Source organism: Pantoea sp. BJ2, assembly GCF_040255075.1.
In the GTDB taxonomy this organism is placed as follows: Bacteria; Pseudomonadota; Gammaproteobacteria; order Enterobacterales; family Enterobacteriaceae; genus Pantoea; species Pantoea leporis.
On sequence record NZ_CP158292.1, the window covers coordinates 626,281 to 640,424 of the forward strand.

A 14,144-nucleotide genomic window follows, 5' to 3' on the forward strand; every position below is an offset into this window, starting at 1 on the left:
AAGGTCGCCATTCATGGCGACCTTTTTACTGAATACGCTCGATCCAACCCGGCACCTGCGACAACACATACAAAATCAGCCCAATCGTCCCGCCAACCAGCGTGCCGTTAATGCGGATAAACTGCAGGTCGCGGCCGATATTCAGCTCAATTTGCTGCGACATATCGCGCGCATCCCAGCTTTTCACCGTATCGCTAATATGGCGCGTCAGGAAGGCAGCAAACTCCGGCGCCACGCTGCGTGCGGCATCTTCCAGATGCTGATTCATCGAGGCGCGCAGCGCTTCGTCAGCCGCCAGCGTCTCGCCCAGCCACAGCGCGGCCAGTCTGACGCGCTCCTGCACTCGTGAATCCTCACTATTTACATCGTCTTTCAGCCAGCCCCGTAAATCCTGCCATAGCTCGCCAATGTAGCGATTGAACGACTCATCTTCCTTCAGCCAGCTCTTGATATTTTCAGCACGTTCCGCCATTTCAGGATCGCTTTTCAGCCGCTCAATCAGCCGCTGCACCGCGCGGTCAAAGCCCAGACGCAACTCATGCCCCTGATCGAGCGCGACCTGATCGAGTATCGAATCCACCGCATTCGCCACCAAATCAGCGCTGTGTTCGCCCAGCCATTCGGTTGGCAGCATTTTGGCTTTGATCGGATGTTCGCGCTTGAGCCAGCGCACAATCTGCGCGGCGATAAACTCGCGCGTTCCGGGCTTGTGCAGCAAGCGCAGCAGCTGTTGTACCGCCGCATCCAGCAGCTCCTGATGGCGATTATTTTTCGTCAGGCTATCCAGCAGCAGCGCGCTGGATTGGGTGAGATCGACCTTATCCAGCGCGCGATGCACCGCACGGCGCAGAAAGCGCTGAATGCGTTGATCATCGGTGAGATCGAGAAAACCGCGCATCACCTGTAACAGATGACGACCAATGCGATCGGCGTTGCCCGGCGTGTTCAGCCACTGCGCCAGCATCTGCGACGGATCGTGGCGGCGAATCAGCGCCAGCAGCGAATCGGTATCGAGGAATTTCTCCTGCACAAAGCGACCCAGATTCTCGCCAATGCGATCTTTATTGCGCGGAATAATTGCTGTATGACGTGAGATAAACGGCACCGGCACGCGCCGGAACAGCGCCACCACGGCGAACCAGTCGGCTAATGCGCCGACCATCGCCGCTTCTGCGATTGCCTTCAGCCCAAGCACCCAAAAGTTGGCTGGCAGAAACAGCGTCACAATAAAGGTGGCTGCCGCAATCAGCAGCAGTGACAGCGCCAGACGTTTGCTGCGCTTAAGTTGTTGGAATTTATCCATAGTTCCTTAAATACCCTAAACAATTCGAGTTGCAGGAAGACATACAGCTAACGCACCTGCGGCTTGAAGTATGCCGGGTATTAGCGACGGCGGCCGCCAAGAAGGCTTCCTAATACACCTCGAATGATCTGATTGGTGACCTGGCGCGCGGCACTCTTCGCCACGCTCTGCACCACGCCGTCGCGCTTGCCGCCGCGTGGGCCAGTGGTGCCGAACAGAATGTCCTTCAGACCGCCGAGAATAACGTCATCAACGGCGACCTTGTTGCCTTTGGCTTCCGGCGCATTGGCTTGCTGCGTGGTGGCCTGCACGCCTTTTTGCAGCATTTCGAACGCCGACTCGCGATCGACTTCGCTATCGTATTTACCGTACAGCGGCGAATTGTTGATCAGGCCATTGCGTTCATCCTGCGTAACCGGTCCCATGCGCGAGCCGGGCGCAATCACCATCGCTCGCTGCACCATCGATGGACTGCCTTTTTCATCGAGAAAGGAGATCAGCGCTTCGCCGGTACCGAGCGCCTGAATCGCCTCGACGGTATCAAACGCCGGATTGGCGCGCATGGTTTCGGCGGCACTTTTTACCGCTTTCTGATCTTTCGGGGTAAAGGCGCGCAGCGCATGCTGTACGCGGTTGCCGAGCTGGCCCAGCACGTTGTCGGGAATATCAGCGGGATTCTGCGTAACGAAATAGACGCCAACGCCTTTCGAACGGATCAGGCGAATCACCTGCTCAACTTTCTCCAGCAGCACCGCCGGTGCATCGGTAAACAGCAGATGCGCTTCGTCGAAGAAGAACACCATTTTAGGCTTATCGAGATCGCCGGCTTCGGGCAAGTGCTCATACAGCTCGGCCATCAGCCACAGCAGGCTGGTGGCGTAGAGTTTTGGCATTTGATAAAGCTTTTCTGCCGAGAGGATGTTGATAAAGCCTTTGCCGTTGCTATCGCAGCGCATCCAGTCGCGGATATCCAGCATCGGCTCGCCAAAGAAGTGCTCGGCACCTTGCTGCTCCAGCGCCAGTAATCCGCGCTGAATCGCCCCAACGGACGCGCTGTTGATGTTGCCGTATTGCGTCTGGAAGGCTTTGGCGTTGTCGCCGATGTATTGCGTCATGGCGCGCAGATCTTTGAAATCCAGTAGCAACAAGCCCTGATCGTCGGCGATGCGGAAGATGATTTGCAGCACGCCCGATTGCACGTCGTTAAGGTTGAGCAGCCGCGCCAGCAGCAGCGGGCCGAGATCGGATACCGTGGCGCGCACCGGATGGCCTTGCTGACCAAAAATATCCCACACCATCACCGGATTTTTCTGCGCCTGCCAGTCGCTGACGCCAATCTTCGCCAGACGCGCCAGCAGCTTCTCGGATCCTTCGCCTGCGGCGGAAATGCCGGTGAGATCGCCTTTCACATCGGCCATAAACACCGGCACGCCGATATCGGAGAAGGATTCCGCCAGCTTTTGCAGCGTAACGGTTTTGCCGGTGCCGGTAGCGCCGGTGATCAAACCGTGGCGGTTCGCCATGTTGGAGAGAAGATGCAGTTGAACGTCAGGCGTTTGGGCAATCAGTAACGGAGTGGTCATGATTTTTTCGCTCTCAGGCAATAGGTTATGCCAGAAGGATAGCAAGCGGCGCGCGAGGAGGGAGGAGGATTGTGCCGAAAAAGGCGTAATTATGTGCCTGCTGTCCCCATCCCGGCCTTCCCCCGTGAACGGGGGAAGGAGGTTAGGTGCCTGCTGTCCCCCATCCCGGCCTTCCCCCGTAAACGGGGGAAGGAGATGCTGCCACATGCAGCCTCAGCACTGGCATATGGCAGCATCTTCCTCCCCCATTAATGGGGGAGGACCGAGGAGGGGGAAAGCGAGCACAATTTTGGTGGGAGGACCGAGGAGGGGGAAAGCGAGCACAATCCAAAACTATTTCTGCACCGTATCAAAAAACAGCAAACTCACACCAATCCCTTGCTGCACATGATTCACGTTATTCCGCACCGCAACCTGCTGCGCGCCCTGCAGCGTCACCACGAACGGTGAGTTCTGCTGCACGGTTTTCTGCAAATCGGTATAGAGCGCACGGCGCTTAACCGCATCGCTTTCACCGGCCGCTGCGCGGGTTTTCGCACTCAGATCCGGAATATCCCAGCCGACGCGCCACGCCAGGGTTTTGGAACCGCCCGGCACGTTATAGGCAAAGGCGCTGGCGTTGGTGTTTGGATCGACATAGTCTGCGCCCCAGTAAATGAAGATCGACTGGAAATCGCGACCGCGCATTTTGCTCCACAGCTCCGATTCCGCCACCGGCTGTAACTCAATCTGCACATCCGCTTTGGCGAAGCTGGCCTGCAGCGCCTGCGCCACGTCAATATAGGGCGGCTGATTGATCACCGTCAGCGCAAACTTCGTCCCCGGCTTGATGCCGCCTTTGGCTAGAATCTCTTTGGCTTTCGCCACATCGTAGTGGAACGGCTGATCGTCCAGCGCGCCGTCAAAACCCTGCGGCAGGAAGCTCTGATGAATGCGGTACTGACCTTTCAGCAAATCCTTCGAGAGGCTGTTGTAGTCCACCAACCAGCGCGCGGCTTGCCACAGCGCCGGATTGCCTAACGCCGGTTGCGCTTTGTCTTTGGTATTGAAACCGAGGTAGTAAACCAGGCTGGAAGGGAAGGCTTCAATGCGCAGATTCTTGTCGCTCTTCAGCGCATCAATTTGATCCGGGCCAAGCTGATACGCCACATCAACATCGCCTTGCTGAATCAGCAGACGACGCGCACTGGCATCCGCCACGCCTTTAAGCAGAATGCGTTTCAGCTTCGGCTGCGGATTCGCTTGTTGGTTGGCGCTCAGCACCAGCGCCTGCTGCGGCACATATTGCTGAAGGATAAATGCGCCGCTGCCGGCGGAATGGGTATGCAGCCAGCCGTTGCCGAGATCGTTATTAGCGACGTGTTGCTGCACGGTTTTGCTATCCACCACCGAGGCCACCGGCGCGGTCAGCAGGCGCAACGCCAGATTCTGACCAATCTGCGCTGGCCACTGAATCTCCAGCTGATGGTCATTCAGCACTTTGAACTGGCTGGCGATGTTTTCATTGGTCCAGCCAAATTCGGCGAGGATGAAAGAGGGCGCTTTGTTCAGCTGCACCGCGCGCGTCAGTGAGAAGATCACATCCTGCGCCGTCACCGGATTGCCGCTGGAGAAGTGTGCGTTGGGTTTGATGTTGAACACTAAGCTGTGCGGCGTGCTGCCTTGTTGCCAGTGGGTGGCCAGCAGCGGTGCCAGCTTCTGCGGATCATGACGATCTGCCTCCACTAATGTTTGGTAGATGTTGCGCTGCGCGCTGTTACTGACGGTTTCGAAGCTTTCAGCGGGATCGAAGCTAATAATGCCGTCGAGCGGGACGGCGACGACAAGGGTATCTTTCGGTGTGGCTGCGTGCAGTGCAAAACTGCTGCCCCATAAAGCGACGAGCAAAATCAGTGAGCGCATTATTATTGTCCTGAGTGATAGATAAATTCACTCTATCTCTGCCGTCGCTTTGGCAAAATGCCGGTTTGTTCTGAGCTGTGCCGGAATATAACAATTGATTACCTGGGGGAATTATTGCGTTTATTTTGTGCGCGACTTGTCATTTCCGCTAAATAGATCGTTCATCTGCTGGTCAATAAAGTAAATAAGATGTTATAAATGAGAATAATTCTCTGGTATGGAAGTATGATTTTTTTTCATTGATTCATTCCTGCGATTATTTCTTTGCGCGATAATCCCTGGTCAAATGCCCACTGATTCGTGCCACTTTCCCCTCAAATGTACGGCTAAACCCTGTTTTTTCGCCTCGAAAGCCTTTTACCAAGCCTTAACCTAAATTCAACATGATGACTTAATTTCATCAAAACACATCCATAATTGAATTTTTACATTCTGAAATACCTATATCCCTAAGATTGCCAGGTTATTTACCGATTTATAAAGCTATTAACAAAAATAATTATCTTTCTTAGCAAGTGAGAGTCGTCGCGCCATGCTTCTAAATAAACCGACCACCAGACGTAAGTTTTTACTTGGGTCGCTATTGGCTTTGCCATTAAGTGACCTGGTATTTAAGGGATTAACTGCGGCGCAAGCTGCGGAAATGGCAGCACCCGAGCTCGCCGACTATAAACCGATCTTTTTCAGTACCGATGAGTGGCAATTTATTCTGGCCGCAACCGATCGCCTGATTCCAGCCGGCGGTAAAGGTAAAGCGCCAGGTGCACTGGAAACCAACGTGCCGATCTTTATCGATCAGCAGCTGCACAGCCCGGAGTTCGGGGCAGAGATTTACATGCAGGGTCCGTTCAACGTGCATGCGCCTGCCACCATGGGTTATCAAATCCCGTTCACGCCACAGCAGATGTACCAAACCGGTATCAAGCTGGTGAATCAGTGGACGCAAAGCAACTTCCAGAAACCGTTCCATGAGCTGTCACTGGAAGAGAAAGATGCGGTGCTCACCAAAGTGAACAAAAACGACGGCATTGACTTCGCCGCCCTGGGCGAAGAGAACCTAAAGGCCTCGCAGTTCTTCGGCCAACTGCTCTCAGATACCAAACATGGCTACCTCGCTGACCCGATGTACGGCGGCAACAAAGGCATGAAAGCCTGGATCGCCATCGGCTTCCCGGGCGCACGCGCCAGCTTTACCGAATGGGTGAAGCAGCACAACGTGCCGTACCCGCTGGGACCGGTCAGCCTCCTGGGTGAAAGCGCGTAAGCACACCCCCGTTTTTGGTATGTGAGACAGGATTAACATGGCACAGATTACAAAGAAAGAAGTCGATGTCGTCGTTTGCGGCCTCGGCTGGGCCGGCTCGTTGATGAGTATTGAGCTGGCGATGGCGGGACTCGAAGTGCGCGCATTGGAGCGTGGCGGCGAGCGTGATTACCCGGATTTCGCTTACCCGAAACCGGCTGATGAATACGCCTACAACGTGCGTAACAAAGTGTTTGCTACGCCAAAAGAAGTGGCGGTCACCGTGCGTTACAACAGCAGCCAGACGGCGTTGCCGACCCGTAAATGGGGCGCGTTTGCGCCGGGAACCGGCGTGGGCGGCGCGGGCATGCACTGGACGGCGGTGCTGATTCGTCCAACCCCAACCGACCTGAAGCTGAAAACCTACGTCGATGAGGCCTACAAGCCGGGCATCCTGCAGGAAGATATGCGCGTGATGGACTTCCCGTTCACTTGGGAAGAGATCGAGCCGTATTACTACAAGTTTGAGCTGATCTGCGGTCAATCCGGCACCACCGGCAACCTGCGCGGCCAGATTCTGCCGGGCGGCGATCCGTTTGAAGGTCCGCGTTCTGAACCTTATCCGTTGCCTGCACTGGAAGATACGCTGAACAACGTGATGTTCAAAGAGGCGGCCACCAAACTCGGCTACCATCCGTTCCCGAACCCATCTGCGTGCGTATCACGCGCGTGGAAAAACCCGTACGGCAACCAGATCGCACCGTGTAACTACTGCGGCTACTGCTCGAAATATCCGTGCCTCAACTACTCTAAAGCCTCACCACAAACGGCGGTGATGGATGCATTGAAACGTATGCCGAACTTCTCTTACGAAGTGCATGCGGAAGTGGTGAAAGTGGTACTGCATGACGACCAGAAAACCGCCAAGGGCGTGATTTACTACGATGTGGACGGCAACGAAGTGTTCCAGCCGGCGAAGATCGTGGTGCTCTCCAGCTTCCAGCTTTATAACGTACGCCTGATGCTGCTCTCCGGTATCGGCAAGCCGTATAACCCAATCACCGAAGAGGGTGTGGTGGGGCGTAACTACGCGTTCCTGTCAAACGGCGGCGCAACCCTGTTCTTCAAAGACAAAAACTTCAACTCTTACGCCACCGCCGGCGCCACCGGCCAGATGTTCAACGACATCTCGCCAGGCAACTTCGACGGTCCGGGCCTTGGCTTCCTCGGCGGCGCCAAGATCCACAGCTCGCAAGCCACCGGCACGCCAATGGCTGCTGCGCTGCCGAAAGGCACACCATCGTGGGGCATGGGTTACAAAGAAGGTCTGGAGGAGTGGTACAACCATTCCATGAAGATCAGCATCACCACTACCTGCCAGTCGTATCGCGATATCTATCTGGATCTGGATCCGAATTACACCGACCATCGCGGTCAGCCGTTGCTGCGCATGACGTTCAACTGGAAAGAGAACGAACTGAAGCTGCAACAGCACCTGAAAGGCATCGTCGGCAACATCGCCAAAGAGCTGAACCCAGACAGCATGAGCATGAGCTTCCTGCCAATGGGCGCGGACTTTGACCTCACCAAATACGTTTCAACCCACAACGTGGGTGGCGCGGTGATGGGCGATAACCCGAAAACTTCTGCACTGAACAAGTACCTGCAGAGCTGGGACGTTCATAACGTGTTTGTGCCGGGCGGCAACGCCTTCCCGCAAAACTTCCAGGCGAACCCGACCGATACCATCGGCGCGATCACCTTGATGGCGGCACAAGCCATTAAAGAACATTATCTGAAAAATCCCGGTCCACTGGTACAGGCATAAGCGCATGAAATTAAAATCATTGTTAATCGCCAACGCCGTGCTGCTGGGCAGCTTTGCACTGCAGGCACACGCGGAAGATGAAGCTCAATTGATCAAGCAGGGTGAATACCTGTCGCGTCTCGGCGACTGTATGGCGTGCCATACCGTTTCCGGTAAAGGGGATTACGCTGGTGGTTTGGCGATTGAGTCGAATCTCGGCACCATTTACTCCACCAACATTACGCCGGACAAAGAGCACGGCATCGGCAACTACAGCGAGCAGCAGTTCTCCGACGCGGTGCGCAAAGGCGTATTGCCGAACGGGGCGCGTCTCTATCCGGCGATGCCGTACCCGGATTACGCCAAAATCTCCGACGCCGATATGCACGCGCTTTACGTCTACTTCATGAAAGGCGTGAAGCCAAGCAGCGAGCAGCCGCCGGAAACCGATCTGAGCTTCCCGTTCAGCCAGCGTTGGGGCATGCGCTTCTGGAACTGGGCGTTTACCTCTGACAAGCCATTCCAGCCGATTGGCGGCGCGTCAGAAGAGGTTAATCGCGGTGCTTACATCGTCGAAAGCCTGGGGCACTGCGGCAGCTGCCATACGCCACGCGGCCTCGGCATGAACGAGAAAGCGCTGGATAGCGGCGACGATCAGTTCCTTGCCGGTGGCAGCCTGAACAACTGGGATGTGCCGTCACTGCGCGGTCTGCCGCGCTGGAGCGAGCAGGAGATTGTCGATTACCTGCAAACCGGTCGTAACGATAAGGCAGCAGTGGGCGGTGAGATGAAGTCAGTGATTGAGCACTCGAGCTCGCACATGACCGATGCCGACTTGAAAGCGATTGCCTCCTATCTGAAGTTCCTTGGCGGCAACCCGGCGCTGCAGGCGTATGACGTGAAGAAACAGCAGGCGACGGAAGCGAAACTGACCGCTGCGAAAGGCTTGTCGGAAGGTGAGCGTCTATATATCGACAACTGCGGCGCCTGCCACTTTGTCACCGGTAAAGGTGCGCCGGGGATCTTCCCGGAGCTGGATCAGGCGACCATCGTCAATGCCAGGGATCCAGGTGGTTTGATCCACACCATTCTGGCCGGTGCGCAGCAGCCATCCACTGAGAAAGCGCCATCAACGCTGGCGATGCCGGGTTTTGCTAAGCGTCTGGATGATGACCAAGTGGCTAAACTGGCGACCTTCATTCGTCAAGGCTGGAGCAACAATGCGCCAGCGGTGACGAAAGATCAGGTAGCAGAAGTGCGTAAAACGTTGAAAGGTGAGTAAATCGCTTAAAACTGCGTGATAAATCGCGCCGCTACGGATAGGCGCAAATACCGTAGCGGCGCAATTCATTGCGCGTCTTCAACGTGGTCTCAATGATAATTGTGAATCACTTCTAACACGCCATTAATCACGAACTGCACGCCCATACACACCAGCAAAAAGCCCATCAGACGTGAAATCGCTTCGATGCCACCTTTACCAACCAGCTTCATGATGGCGCCCGAACTGCGCAGCGAAATCCACAAAATCACCGACACGGCCAAAAACGTCAGCACCGGGGCGACGGCAACCACCCATGCCGGGAAATCTACGCCCGATTTAACCGTCGACGCGGAACTGATGATCATCGCAATGGTGCCCGGTCCCGCGGTGCTCGGCATCGCCAGCGGCACAAATGCGATGTTGACGGTTTCACGGTTGCTGTCGGTCGCGTCCAGTTCATCCTGCTTGTGCTCGGCTTCGACCGAATGCCCGACCGGTTTCGCCGGAAATAGCATGCGAAAACCGATAAACGCCACAATCAATCCGCCCGCCATGCGCAGGCCGGGAATGGAGATGCCAAAGGTGTGCAACACCGCGCTGCCGGCATACCACGCCACCATCATGATCAGGAACACGTAGATCGAGGCCTGCATCGCCTGGCGATTACGCTCCTGGAAATTCATCTCTCCGGCCAGGCCGAGAAACAGCGCCACCGTGGTCAGCGGATTGGCGAGCGGCAAAATCACCACCAATCCCAGCCCGATGGCTTTAAACAACTCCAGCATGAAATGTCCCATTTGAAAAATTATTCGATAATCGCACGGCTCGTAACGGCGCAATTTATTGCGCGTTAAGAGGATGGAGAGTCGGTCAAAACCGCGCGATCAATCGCGCCGCTGCGGTGCGTGCGTTCATTGATTAGTGCTTCGGCGTATCCAGCGCCTCGATCAGCTCAGGGAAGAAATCCTGCAGCAGCTCAGGCGTCATCAGTTCGGGATAATTGATTAAGTGCTCGCGAATGCGCTCATTCACATCCGGCAGCAGGCGTTGGGCGGCGTCTTGCGCACTGATCTTCTTCTGCTTCATCAGGCGCAGCACGTCATCCGGCAGATTGTCTTCATCTTCAACTTCATCCACACCTTCGAGATCGTCCAGCTCATCCAGCAGATCCATCAACGCTTCAATCTGCGGCGTGCGTGACTGGTATTCGGATGGCTGCTCGTTCTCCAGATAACGCAGCAGCGCGCGCACCGGTGAACCATCGGGTTCGGCAGGCGGTTCGTTGGCGAACCAGGTCAAGAGATCGTGCTGCGTCACCTGATGGACGTGATAACCGTTATCCACCAACTCATCGGCAAGGATATCGGCGGTATCGTGCTCAATCAGGCAAATGTGGGTGCGATTAGGCGTGAACTGCTCCAGCCACTGATAGATCTCTTCAATTACGCTGTCGTCGTAAATAAAGTGTTGGCTGAGATAGCTGTCATCCTGCTGGTGAACGCAGATGTGAATCTGGTCGGGATCGAAGTAAATCGCAATGTTGATGCCTTTCATGTGCGCTGTCCTGTGTGGTGCAAAATCTCACTATAGCCTCAGGCAGCGCAGATGAACATGGTGCCGCCAGCAGCATGAGCGACTGGCGGTAAAAATTAACGTAAATCAGCACGATCCAACCCATAAGCGCTGTCCAGTGCGCCCGGCGTCATCTGCGACAGCACCATCAGGCGATTCCAGGTGTTGATCACCGCGATACAGAACGTCAGCTCGCTGGTCTCCACTTCGGAAAAGTGCGCGCGCACCTCGCTGTACAGCGCTTCGTCGATGCCGTGATCGCCCAGACGCGTCAGCGCTTCGGTCAGCGCCAGCGCCGCTTTCTCTTTGGCGGTGAACAGCGGGGATTCGCACCAGATCGCCACATGATGCAGACGCAGCTCGCGCTCGCCGTGCAGTTTGGCCTCTTTCACATGCATGTCGACGCAGAACGCGCATTGATTGAGCTGCGAGGCGCGCAGATCGACCAGATGCTTCAGTGAGGTTTCTAATGAAACATTACTGACGTTCATGGAGAGATCGGACATGGCTTTGACCAGTGTCGGTACGGTTTTAAAGTGGTTAACGCGTGCAGTCATGTTTTTATCCTCAGGTCAGTCGTTTTTCAATGCGAAGGTGATGCGGGCATCTTAAACTTCCATGTCTGAGTGAAAAGGGTCAAAAAACGTAAAAACAGGTAGGACATGGCGTGGGTTATAAAGAGATTTATGCGCGATATCGCCAGCAGATTCTTGCAGGGCAGCTGAAGCCGGGCGACCGCGTACCGGCGATCCGTACGCTGGCGAGTGAGTTGCAAGTGGCGCGAAAAACGGTGGAAGCCGCTTATGAAATCCTGATCGGCGAAGGCTATTTTGTCAGTCAGGGCGCGAAGGGCACGCGCGTTAATCCTGAACTGATTCTGCCGGAAAAAACCGGGAAAACGGCAGTGCCTGCGCCGCCAGTGAGCGCGTTAATCCAGCGCGAGAGCAAAGGCGAGCTGCGGCTTGGCATCCCGGCGCTGGATGCGTTTCCGCACAAAAAATGGCTGCTTATTTCCGGCAAAGCGGCGCGCAGCCTGCGCGCCGATGAGATGATTTTGCCGCCGGTCATGGGTTATCAGCCGCTGCGGGAAGCCATCGCCAGCTACCTGAATATTTCGCGTGGACTTAACTGCCAGCCGGAACAGATTTTCATCACCAGCGGCTATCGCGCCAACCTGCGACTGATTCTGGCGGTGCTGGCGCAGCCAAGCGACAAGGTGTTGTTTGAAGATCCCGGCTATTTCTTCGGGCAAAAACTGCTGAAGCGCATCGCGCCGAATCTGCATTACGTGCCGGTCGATCGGCAAGGCATGGATGTGGATTATCTGCTGCGCTATCACGCCGATGCGCGTTTCGCCATCGTCACGCCTACGCATCACAGCCCGCTGGCGGTAACCTTATCGCTGCCGCGCAAACATCAACTGCTGGAGTGGGCACAGCACAATGACAGCTGGATTATTGAAGATGATTACGACGGCGAGTTTCACTACACGCGCAAAGTGATTCCGGCGCTGAAAAGCCTGGATGTGCACGATCGGGTGTTTTACACCGGCACCTTCAGCAAAACCATGATGCCGGCGATGCGCGTGGGTTATCTGGTGATGCCGAAAGAGACCATCGCGCGCTTCAGCGAGTTGGGGGAAATCCTTGAAACCGGTATGTCGCTGCTGCCGCAAAAGATTCTGGCGCAGTTCCTCAGCGAAGGGCATTTCTATCGCCACATCAAAAAGATGCGCACGCTTTATCAGCAGCGACGCCGCATGATGCTGGATGCCTTGCAGGCATGTTTTCCGGATGTGTTTGATTTTGAACTGACGGATGGCGGCATGCACATTGTCGCCTTCCTGCCGCGCGGCACGCAGGACACGGCGCTGGCGGAGATTTGGCAGCGGCATCACCTGCGCGTATTGCCGCTCTCCGGCTGGTATATGCAGACACAGAAACGCTATGGCCTGGTGATTGGCTATACCAACATTCGGTCGCTGGACCAGGCGCGGGAGTTGTTGCAGAGAACGGTGCTGGAGACGCGAGCGTTACTGGACTAAAGAAAAGGCGCGAGGGACAGCTCGCGCCTTGATATCGGCGCGTCCTTACATGCCGATATATTTTTTGCCTTGCTTCAGAACCACATCGCAGGCTTTGGTTTTCAGCTTCTCACCCATCGGCGAGTTGCTCAGGCTCTGCAAATTCAGTTGCTGACCGTTGCCAGTGTTAAGCAAGCCTTGCAAACCCTGCTGGTAATCGGTTTTCTGCTCTTGCGCGGTGGTGCTGTTCAGGCCGAGTTTGCTCAGCACCTGATCTTTTACCGACTTCACGTTGTTATCCACCACGTTGTGCTGCACGCAGTAGGACATCACGCCTGCGGCGTTGGTCATGCTGTTGGAACTCACCGCTTTATCGCCGCCGTTGAGCAGGCCGGTAAGCGATGAGAGCGACATGCCGCCATTCTGCGTGGTGCTGGTGTTGCTGGTGCTGTTGTTTTGCTGTGACAGCTGCGATGCCGCGCTGCTCAGCTGATCCTGCCAGCTTGCTGCCGATGCGCTCCCCGCAACCATGGCTGCCGCGATGCCCCATCCCCAAATCATGCGTTGTACTTTCATCTCAACCTCGTTGTCTTTTATGTTCTGACTGCGTCAGTTTTGGTTAAGAGAGGTTTGAATTCGGAAAGTTCCAGTTAACCGGGCTGATTGGGGAAAATTGGGACCGTTCTGGGTTTTAATTTTTGAACGTCGGTTGGCGGGATCGACGGTATAACAAGCAGTTATCCGCGAAATGCTGTTTTTTTCAACGCTTAGCGCACATCCCTAACGATTCCGGTTGCGCACGCTGTTCGTAACGGTATAATCCCCAACGTTTTCCGCATCCTCTTCAGTGCCGAAGTGGCGAAATCGGTAGACGCAGTTGATTCAAAATCAACCGTAGAGATACGTGCCGGTTCGAGTCCGGCCTTCGGCACCATTTAAAGATACGAGAACTTCAGTAACAGTCCGCAAGTTACTAAAATTAAAGCCGAAAGGCTTTTTTTTTGGTCCAAATCCGTCCGAGCCTTATTGTGGTTATGCTAAGGTCGACGGGGCACTTCATCTTCTATTGTCTTTTTCTCCTGAAGTACAATTCAACGCCCGCCCGATCAAAACATGACTTTTTGTTTATTGGTTTCGCTTTGTATCGTCACAGTGAGTTTTAATAGCAGCGCCTGTTGATGATATCCATCCTGCGAAATTGGAAATAAATTTAATTGATTGATATTGCTGATTTATATTTCCTTTATTAGTCTCAGTTAATTTTTCCATTCCTGCCGTTTTACTTACCTCATTTCGTATGATTTTCAGTAGACCCGCGGTGCGCGCGAAAAAGAAATCTCGCCAGCATCACAAAAATGAAAATCATCAGATACCTTTCTGTGACAAAAGACACAACCTGATTACAACTTCAGGCACAGAAGGGCGTTTGTCGAGATAATGATTGTAC

The 14,144-nt window shown here is 54.9% G+C and carries 11 protein-coding genes and 1 tRNA gene; 5 read left to right on the forward strand and 7 right to left on the reverse strand.

Annotated features, from left to right (window positions below; translation table 11 throughout):
- Nucleotides 1-25 precede the first annotated feature (25 nt).
- From AAF463_RS02765 to AAF463_RS02775, 3 genes are all read right to left on the reverse strand, one after another.
- Entirely contained in the window at nt 26-1,303 is a 1,278-nt protein-coding gene (locus AAF463_RS02765; RefSeq protein ID WP_350261486.1) for a DUF445 domain-containing protein, read from the reverse strand.
- Nucleotides 1,304-1,383: 80 nt separating this feature from the next.
- Nucleotides 1,384-2,886, reverse strand: a complete 1,503-nt coding sequence (locus tag AAF463_RS02770; RefSeq protein ID WP_350261487.1) for a helicase HerA-like C-terminal domain-containing protein — start codon at nt 2,884-2,886, stop codon at nt 1,384-1,386.
- A gap of 333 nt (nt 2,887-3,219) precedes the next feature.
- Entirely contained in the window at nt 3,220-4,788 is a 1,569-nt protein-coding gene (locus AAF463_RS02775; RefSeq protein WP_350261488.1) for an ABC transporter substrate-binding protein, read from the reverse strand.
- 532 nt (nt 4,789-5,320) lie between these two features.
- Here AAF463_RS02775 and AAF463_RS02780 point away from each other — a divergent pair.
- The 3 genes from AAF463_RS02780 to AAF463_RS02790 are packed head-to-tail and all read left to right on the forward strand — an operon-like array spanning nt 5,321 to nt 9,120.
- On the forward strand, nt 5,321-6,052 hold the full coding sequence (locus tag AAF463_RS02780; protein ID WP_309836058.1) for a gluconate 2-dehydrogenase subunit 3 family protein: 732 nt from the start codon (nt 5,321-5,323) through the stop codon (nt 6,050-6,052).
- Nucleotides 6,053-6,089: 37 nt separating this feature from the next.
- Nucleotides 6,090-7,859: a GMC family oxidoreductase gene (locus AAF463_RS02785; RefSeq protein WP_192235833.1), complete on the forward strand. Its 1,770-nt coding sequence runs from the start codon at nt 6,090-6,092 to the stop codon at nt 7,857-7,859.
- A 4-nt stretch (nt 7,860-7,863) separates the two neighbouring features.
- Nucleotides 7,864-9,120: a cytochrome c gene (locus tag AAF463_RS02790; protein WP_350261489.1), complete on the forward strand. Its 1,257-nt coding sequence runs from the start codon at nt 7,864-7,866 to the stop codon at nt 9,118-9,120.
- Nucleotides 9,121-9,209: 89 nt separating this feature from the next.
- Here AAF463_RS02790 and AAF463_RS02795 read toward each other — a convergent pair whose 3' ends face one another.
- The 3 genes from AAF463_RS02795 to AAF463_RS02805 all read right to left on the reverse strand — a co-directional run bounded on the left by AAF463_RS02795 (nt 9,210) and on the right by AAF463_RS02805 (nt 11,231).
- Nucleotides 9,210-9,887, reverse strand: a complete 678-nt coding sequence (locus AAF463_RS02795) for a MarC family NAAT transporter (RefSeq protein WP_110868046.1) — start codon at nt 9,885-9,887, stop codon at nt 9,210-9,212.
- A gap of 133 nt (nt 9,888-10,020) precedes the next feature.
- Complete coding sequence (locus AAF463_RS02800) at nt 10,021-10,656, reverse strand: hypothetical protein (protein WP_101762216.1); 636 nt, start codon at nt 10,654-10,656, stop codon at nt 10,021-10,023.
- Nucleotides 10,657-10,751: 95 nt separating this feature from the next.
- On the reverse strand, nt 10,752-11,231 hold the full coding sequence (locus AAF463_RS02805) for a carboxymuconolactone decarboxylase family protein (RefSeq protein ID WP_350261490.1): 480 nt from the start codon (nt 11,229-11,231) through the stop codon (nt 10,752-10,754).
- 110 nt (nt 11,232-11,341) lie between these two features.
- Here AAF463_RS02805 and AAF463_RS02810 point away from each other — a divergent pair, with 110 nt between their 5' ends.
- Nucleotides 11,342-12,718, forward strand: a complete 1,377-nt coding sequence (locus tag AAF463_RS02810) for a PLP-dependent aminotransferase family protein (RefSeq protein ID WP_350261491.1) — start codon at nt 11,342-11,344, stop codon at nt 12,716-12,718.
- A 45-nt stretch (nt 12,719-12,763) separates the two neighbouring features.
- Here the strand turns inward: AAF463_RS02810 and AAF463_RS02815 are convergent, their stop codons facing one another.
- Nucleotides 12,764-13,273 (reverse strand): DUF2501 domain-containing protein, encoded by a 510-nt coding sequence (locus tag AAF463_RS02815; protein WP_101762213.1) that lies wholly within the window; start codon nt 13,271-13,273, stop codon nt 12,764-12,766.
- 273 nt (nt 13,274-13,546) lie between these two features.
- Here AAF463_RS02815 and AAF463_RS02820 point away from each other — a divergent pair.
- Nucleotides 13,547-13,631: transfer RNA gene (locus tag AAF463_RS02820), tRNA-Leu, on the forward strand.
- Nucleotides 13,632-14,144: the final 513 nt, after the last annotated feature.

Bases quoted from the DNA above. Each gene is read 5' to 3' on its own strand.
- AAF463_RS02765 (WP_350261486.1), bottom strand. From the start codon at position 1,303: ATGGATAAATTCCAACAACTTAAGCGCAGCAAACGTCTGGCGCTGTCA.
- AAF463_RS02770 (WP_350261487.1), bottom strand. From the start codon at position 2,886: ATGACCACTCCGTTACTGATTGCCCAAACGCCTGACGTTCAACTGCAT.
- AAF463_RS02775 (WP_350261488.1), bottom strand. From the start codon at position 4,788: ATGCGCTCACTGATTTTGCTCGTCGCTTTATGGGGCAGCAGTTTTGCA.
- AAF463_RS02780 (WP_309836058.1), top strand. From the start codon at position 5,321: ATGCTTCTAAATAAACCGACCACCAGACGTAAGTTTTTACTTGGGTCG.
- AAF463_RS02785 (WP_192235833.1), top strand. From the start codon at position 6,090: ATGGCACAGATTACAAAGAAAGAAGTCGATGTCGTCGTTTGCGGCCTC.
- AAF463_RS02790 (WP_350261489.1), top strand. From the start codon at position 7,864: ATGAAATTAAAATCATTGTTAATCGCCAACGCCGTGCTGCTGGGCAGC.
- AAF463_RS02795 (WP_110868046.1), bottom strand. From the start codon at position 9,887: ATGCTGGAGTTGTTTAAAGCCATCGGGCTGGGATTGGTGGTGATTTTG.
- AAF463_RS02800 (WP_101762216.1), bottom strand. From the start codon at position 10,656: ATGAAAGGCATCAACATTGCGATTTACTTCGATCCCGACCAGATTCAC.
- AAF463_RS02805 (WP_350261490.1), bottom strand. From the start codon at position 11,231: ATGACTGCACGCGTTAACCACTTTAAAACCGTACCGACACTGGTCAAA.
- AAF463_RS02815 (WP_101762213.1), bottom strand. From the start codon at position 13,273: ATGAAAGTACAACGCATGATTTGGGGATGGGGCATCGCGGCAGCCATG.